Raw genomic sequence first — 4,359 nt, 5'->3', positions numbered from 1 at the left:
TTAGATTGTCCCTCTAAGACACGGAATCGGTGGTTAAACCACATCAACCAAGCAAGAATTATTTCGCTTGTTTTTTTTCAGGAGACAAATCAGGGAGATAAGTGAGAACATAAAGGAAGTGGTGCTGATAGGCAGATTCGAACTGCCGACCTCACCCTTACCAAGGGTGTGCTCTACCAACTGAGCCATATCAGCACATCTTGGAGCGGGCAGCGGGAATCGAACCCGCATCATCAGCTTGGAAGGCTGAGGTAATAGCCATTATACGATGCCCGCAATGAACTCGGCTACCTGAGTTATCAGCTGTTAAACTGTTCCTCAAAATTTTCTCTTAAGAAAATTTCTTGGAGATGGTGGTGGGAGAAGGATTCGAACCTTCGAAGTCTGTGACGGCAGATTTACAGTCTGCTCCCTTTGGCCGCTTGGGTATCCCACCTATCCAAATTTTTAATGGTGCCGGCACCAAGAGTCGAACTCGGGACCTACTGATTACAAGTCAGTTGCTCTACCAACTGAGCTATGCCGGCATCAAGTGCTGCGCATTCTAGGTAGAGTCGGCGCAGGTTGCAACAAAAAAATTAACTTTTTTGTTTGTTCGCTCACATTTTGTTCGCTTTTCGCATTTTTGTTGATTTTTTAACTGTTTTAAGCTTAAAACATCAACAGCAGCTGTTAACTATAGTCCATTATCATTTGGTCAGTAAAGGGAGAAAAAGGCTTAAAATTTTTAAAATCATTATTTTTTATTCGATGTCACAGTTTTACCCTCTTATTCTTAGGTGTTTTTTTCATCACTCAGTATCATTTTTTCTGCCTGCATCAAAAAAAACTGATAAAAAATAGAAAAAAACCTACGCCTCCCCACTTTCCCTCGCTATTATGCTAGCAAATTTTATGGATACGGGTGTTTAGGCAACCTGTCCAACCTGCATAAAATAGGCAGATGTTGGTTTATGAAAAAGAAAGAAAATTTTATTACTACGCCATACTTAGAGTTTGATAGAGAACACTGGGCAACTTTACGTGATTCAGTACCGCTTACATTAACATCGAGTGAACTTCTAGAATTAAAAGGGATTAACGAAGAACTCTCTATGGAAGATGTTATAGAAATTTATCTACCTTTATCGCGTTTACTGAATTTTTATATTAGTTCAAACTTACGTCGTCAGGCTGTTCTAGAGCAATTCCTTGGAACTAATGGCGCAAAAGTGCCTTATATTATTGGTATAGCAGGTAGTGTAGCCGTTGGTAAAAGTACAACAGCACGTTTGCTGCAAGCGCTACTCACACGTTGGCCTGAACACCGTAAAGTCGACTTGATCACAACTGATGGTTTTTTACATCCTAATCAAGTATTAAAAGATAGGAATATCATGAAGAAAAAAGGTTTTCCGCAATCTTATGATATGCGAAAACTAGTCAACTTCGTGTCGCAAATAAAATCAGGTGCACGTAATGTTAAGGCTCCGGTTTATTCGCATTTAACGTATGATATTGTCCCTGATGAAGAACAGGTAATTGATCAACCTGATATTTTAATACTCGAAGGGCTGAATGTCTTACAAAGTGATATGGATTATCCACAAGACCCCCATCATGTATTTGTATCTGACTTTGTTGATTTCTCCATTTATGTTGATGCTGCACCTGAATTATTAAAGCAATGGTATATCGGTCGGTTCCTTAAATTTAGGCAAGGTGCATTCTCAGATCCTGACTCTTACTTCCATAGTTATTCTAAACTTAGGGAAGAAGAGGCAATTAATATTGCTAGCTCTATTTGGGATGAAATTAATGGGCTAAACCTTGAAGAAAATATATTACCAACAAAGGAAAGAGCCAGTTTAATTATGACTAAAGGTGAGAATCATTCTATTCAGAGTGTTAGATTAAGAAAGTGATTATTTATATTGGCCGGTTTCTCCCCGGCCAATAATATATTATTCATTTGGTCTTAAGGATATTTCACCACCGATGTAGGGAATTATTCCACCATTATCCTTTTGTAGCAATAATGCACCTTGCTCATTAATCCCACGTTCAATTCCCGTTATTATTTCATCGCCAATCAATAGCTTAACATTTCTATTTAAAAAATTATCTAACTCAACCCATCTTTCTAAAAATGGTTTTAGCCCTTCTTTTTCAAATAAAACCAATGAATTCCTCAAAGCTTGAATTATATTTGCTGATAATTCATTTCTCTCTATATTTTCAAACTCGTCAGATAGAGAGGACCAGGCTTGAGTTATGTTTTCGCTACTGTCAGAACTTTCTTTATTCATGCCAATATTAATACCAATACCGATAATAATATGAGCTGCATCCCCTGTTTTACCCGTTAATTCAACCAAAATTCCTGCAAGCTTTTTATCATTCATATATAGGTCATTAGGCCATTTGACTTTGACTTTATTACCAATTAATTTATTTAACGTTTCAGCGACAACAATACCAACAACTAAGCTTAACCCTATTGCCGCCGCAGGGCCTTGGTCTAATTTCCAGTACATGGATAAGTAAAGGTTACATCCAAATGGTGATATCCATTGCCTTCCTCTTCTGCCTCGCCCAGCACTTTGATACTCAGCAAGACACGTATCCCCTGACTGTAATTCAGTAATTCTCTCCAACATGTACTGATTAGTAGAATCAATAACGGGTTCAACTATAATATTTACGTCATCAACTCGCTGTTTTATTGTATCTTCGTTAAGTAGGTTAATAGGGAAAGGTAACTTATACCCTTTACCGGTTACCGTTTGTACATTTACTCCCCACGAACGTAGCGTTTTTATATGCTTATTGATCGCTGCGCGGGTCATCCCTAGTTTATCTCCTAGCTGTTCTCCTGAATGCACTTGTGCATCGGCCAAGATATTTATGAGATCTAGTGGGGTGTTTCTTTCTTTCATTGAATACATTCCATTGCGTTTATTTCGCCATTTTTACCAATAAACCTAACCTCTGGCTCTAAATGTATACCAAAACGCTCTAAAACCTTTTGACTCACATATTTTGCTAGACTGACAATGTCTTGCCCTGTCGCTTTGTTTTTATTGATTAAAACCAATGCTTGCTGCTTATGTACTGCAGCACCACCGATTTCATGTCCTTTCAGACCACATTGGTCGATAAGCCACCCTGCTGCTAGCTTTACGCTTCCATCTTCTTGGTTATATTGAGGACAATTAGGGTAAGCTATTTTTATGGCTTGTGCTTTTTCTGCTGAAATAATAGGATTTTTAAAGAAACTCCCTGCATTACCTGTTATTGCCGGATCAGGTAATTTGCTTCTGCGCGTTTGGCATACAGAGTTAAATACTTGTTCTGGTGTTACTGTATTGGGGTCAAGCTGAGCAAGGTCACCATATATAAGCTTAGGCGTCCATTCTTTAGCAAGTTTTAACCCAACACTGATAATGACATAGCCATATTGATATTCATGCTTAAAAATGCTATCACGGTAGCCAAACTGACACTCTGCAGCTGTTAGCCGTGTTACTTTACCTGTATCTAGAGAAAGTACATCAACATACTGACATATATCTTTTAGCTCTAAACCATAAGCACCAATATTTTGAATGGGCGCAGAACCTACACAACCTGGGATCAACGCTAAATTTTCCGCACCACAAACACCTTCACTCAATAACGTTTCAAGTAATTGATGCCAATTTTCACCTGCTTGAGCATGAACATACCAATAGCTGATATCTTCTGTTATTTGTACACCCTTTAGCTGATTGATGATTACTACACCTGCAAAGTCTTCAACAAATAGAACATTGCTTCCCCCTCCTAATAATAATACTGGGAGTTGCTGATTTTTAGCCTCGCTCCATTGCTGGAGTAGAGATTCTTGGTTATCCACAAAAACAATTGATAGTGCTTTTGCTTGAATGCCAAAGCTATTAAATGATTTAAGTTCAGACGTTAGGTTCATTACAGCCTTCAGTACAAATAAAACAAAGATAAGATAAGTCTATCAGGCTGGATTAAGAGTGAATAGCAGGATTAAGAAAATAAGATAATTAGTGAAAATTATTCTATTAGTAGAATGCAAAAAGCCACCCAATGGGTGGCTTTTTTATATTTAAAACCTAGCAGTTCCCTACTCTCACATGGGGAGACCCCACACTACCATCGGCGCTACGGCGTTTCACTACTGAGTTCGGCATGGGGTCAGGTGGGACCACCGCGCTATTGCCGCTAGGTAAATTCTTTTTAAATGCCGATTATATGGTGCTGATACCCAGATTCGAACTGGGGACCTCACCCTTACCAAGGGTGTGCTCTACCAACTGAGCCATATCAGCAATATGGTGCGGTCAGTCAGTACTGACACAACCTTAA

General features: G+C 38.7%; 3 protein-coding genes, 5 tRNA genes and 1 rRNA gene. 1 reads left to right on the top strand and 8 read right to left on the bottom strand.

Translation table 11 applies throughout. The features are described from left to right. Positions 1-119: 119 nt before the first annotated feature. The 4 genes from PSE83_RS20270 to PSE83_RS20255 all read right to left on the bottom strand — a co-directional run bounded on the left by PSE83_RS20270 (position 120) and on the right by PSE83_RS20255 (position 527). Positions 120-195, bottom strand: a tRNA-Thr gene (locus PSE83_RS20270). 6 nt (positions 196-201) lie between these two features. Continuing rightward, positions 202-276: transfer RNA gene (locus PSE83_RS20265), tRNA-Gly, on the bottom strand. Positions 277-351: 75 nt separating this feature from the next. Next, positions 352-436: transfer RNA gene (locus tag PSE83_RS20260), tRNA-Tyr, on the bottom strand. A gap of 15 nt (positions 437-451) precedes the next feature. After that, positions 452-527, bottom strand: a tRNA-Thr gene (locus tag PSE83_RS20255). 426 nt (positions 528-953) lie between these two features. Between PSE83_RS20255 and coaA the strand changes: the two genes are divergently transcribed. After that, positions 954-1,904 (top strand): type I pantothenate kinase, encoded by a 951-nt coding sequence (coaA, locus tag PSE83_RS20250; RefSeq protein ID WP_004264367.1) that lies wholly within the window; start codon positions 954-956, stop codon positions 1,902-1,904. 39 nt (positions 1,905-1,943) lie between these two features. On the opposite strand, the gene birA is transcribed toward coaA, so the two are convergent. The 4 genes from birA to PSE83_RS20230 all read right to left on the bottom strand — a co-directional run bounded on the left by birA (position 1,944) and on the right by PSE83_RS20230 (position 4,322). Beyond that, positions 1,944-2,918, bottom strand: coding sequence for a bifunctional biotin--[acetyl-CoA-carboxylase] ligase/biotin operon repressor BirA (birA, locus tag PSE83_RS20245; protein WP_004264363.1), 975 nt, complete (start codon positions 2,916-2,918; stop codon positions 1,944-1,946). After that, positions 2,915-3,949 carry a UDP-N-acetylmuramate dehydrogenase gene (murB, locus tag PSE83_RS20240; RefSeq protein ID WP_004264360.1) on the bottom strand — a complete coding sequence of 345 codons (1,035 nt, stop codon included), beginning with the start codon at positions 3,947-3,949 and terminating at the stop codon, positions 2,915-2,917. Before murB ends, birA begins: the two co-directional genes overlap by 4 nt. 155 nt (positions 3,950-4,104) lie before the next feature. Beyond that, positions 4,105-4,220: ribosomal RNA gene (rrf, locus tag PSE83_RS20235) — 5S ribosomal RNA — on the bottom strand. A gap of 26 nt (positions 4,221-4,246) precedes the next feature. After that, positions 4,247-4,322, bottom strand: a tRNA-Thr gene (locus PSE83_RS20230). Positions 4,323-4,359 lie beyond the last annotated feature (37 nt).

This window comes from Providencia sp. PROV150, from assembly GCF_028481025.1.
Taxonomy (GTDB): domain Bacteria; phylum Pseudomonadota; class Gammaproteobacteria; order Enterobacterales; family Enterobacteriaceae; genus Providencia; species Providencia hangzhouensis.
The sequence above is the reverse complement of the archived record's forward strand: the minus strand, read 5'-3'. Positions and strand labels throughout refer to the sequence as shown.

Coding starts and splice junctions, on each gene's coding strand:
- coaA (WP_004264367.1), top strand. CDS start 954: ATGAAAAAGAAAGAAAATTTTATTACTACGCCATACTTAGAGTTTGAT.
- birA (WP_004264363.1), bottom strand. CDS start 2,918: ATGAAAGAAAGAAACACCCCACTAGATCTCATAAATATCTTGGCCGAT.
- murB (WP_004264360.1), bottom strand. CDS start 3,949: ATGAACCTAACGTCTGAACTTAAATCATTTAATAGCTTTGGCATTCAA.